This window comes from Stenotrophomonas capsici (assembly GCF_034961085.1).
Classification (GTDB): Bacteria; Pseudomonadota; Gammaproteobacteria; order Xanthomonadales; family Xanthomonadaceae; genus Stenotrophomonas; species Stenotrophomonas capsici.
Window position 1 is genome coordinate 1 of sequence record NZ_JAYFUH010000202.1, and the last position, 1,417, is coordinate 1,417.

The following is a 1,417-nucleotide window of genomic DNA, read 5'->3' on the forward strand; positions in this document are numbered from 1 at the left end:
AAGACTCCAGAACAGATTGTTCAATGATTGGGATTGTTACCAGACCAGCGATGGGGGCGGTCCACGCCGTCCACAAGGCCTTAACGCAAATTAACTGCTCAGCCGCGGCCCTTGACCAGCGGCAGGTCCGCCGCCTGCCAGGCCGGCAGGCCGCCGTCGAGCACGTACACCTGCTCGAAGCCGGCCTTCTTCAGCACCTTGGCGGCGGTGGCGGAGGCATTGCCGGTGCGGCACAGCAGCACCACCGGCGACTGCTTGGCCGGGGCCAGCAGCTTGTGGGTCGGGCTCACCTGGGCCGGCTGCAGGTTGCGGCTGCCGACGATATGGCCCTTCTCGAAATCGCTGGCGGCCGACAGGTCGATCACCACGGCCCCACCGGCATTGATCAGGTGGGTCAGCTCGGACGGCTTGAGCGACTTGTAGCCGCGGAACAGGCGCGCGACCTCGGTGGCGATGATGGCCACGGTAAGGCCGACCAGGGCCAGCGACAGCATCGGATTTCGGCCAGCGAAGGCCAGCAACTCTTCGTAATTCACTCAGGTCACGGGTCGATTAAGCGGGCGGGGATTGTCGCATATGCCGGCAACGGGGCGCCCAGCGGGCTCATTGGCCCTGCCACAGGTCCGGCAGGCCGCCCGCCTGCCACCAGCGCTTGCCCTCCGCGTCCCAGCGCCAGCGTTCGGTGACCACCACGGTGCGCTCGGCCTGGGTGTTGCGGTTGATCACGCTGATTTCCATGCGCCGCTCGACGTTGCCGTCGGCGGCGACGCTGCTGCCGCGTTCGCGGTAACCGGACACCTGCACCTGCTGGTAGCGCTGGCGCTGCAGGTCACCGAGCGGGTGGGCCTGCAGGTAGACCGGGTCGAGGAAGCCCTCGGCGGCCTCGAAATCGCTCCAGCGCACCGCGGCCGTGTAGGCAGCCTGCGTCGGCACCAGCTTGGCGCGCTGGCTGCGGCTGGGGCCGTCAGCGGCGCTGGCGCCGGCCGCGACCAGCAACGACAGGACAAGGGCGGCTTGGAACAGGCGTCTGAGCATCATGGAATCCCCGGGTAACGGCACTCATCCTAGCCTTTGGCGAGGGCCACGAAGCGCCCTTCCAGCTCGGCGGCACCGCCCTCGATCTCGGCCCGCACGGTCATCCGTGCCCGGCCACGCTTGTTGAACAGGGCCAGGAAGTCGTCCCAATCCTGGTCCGGCGCGGCCCGCGCGACCGCCAGCAGGTCGCCGTAGACCGGCGCGCGATAACGGATGTTGCTGTCGGCGACGTAGACCTCGGCCTGCTTGCCGGCCAATGCCAGGCGCAGGCTGACCAGCGCCCAGCCGGCCAGGGTCATCACCGAGGCCAGGCTGCCGCCGAAGGCATTGCCCTTGTCATTGACGTTGGCGGCCAGCGGTGCCTGCATGCGCAGCACGCCAT

The 1,417-nt window shown here is 68.4% G+C and carries 3 protein-coding genes; all 3 read right to left on the bottom strand.

Going from position 1 to position 1,417, the window contains the following annotated elements; genetic code table 11:
- Nucleotides 1-98 precede the first annotated feature (98 nt).
- The gene (locus VA603_RS11410) at nt 99-536 is read right to left on the bottom strand and encodes a rhodanese-like domain-containing protein (protein ID WP_132862377.1); all 438 of its coding nucleotides are present in this window, start codon (nt 534-536) and stop codon (nt 99-101) included.
- Between the two features lie 67 nt (nt 537-603).
- Complete coding sequence (locus VA603_RS11415; RefSeq protein WP_132862376.1) at nt 604-1,038, bottom strand: hypothetical protein; 435 nt, start codon at nt 1,036-1,038, stop codon at nt 604-606.
- A 26-nt stretch (nt 1,039-1,064) separates the two neighbouring features.
- Nucleotides 1,065-1,417 (bottom strand): YiiD C-terminal domain-containing protein (locus tag VA603_RS11420; protein ID WP_323438912.1); only part of this gene is annotated, 353 nt, incomplete at its 5' end.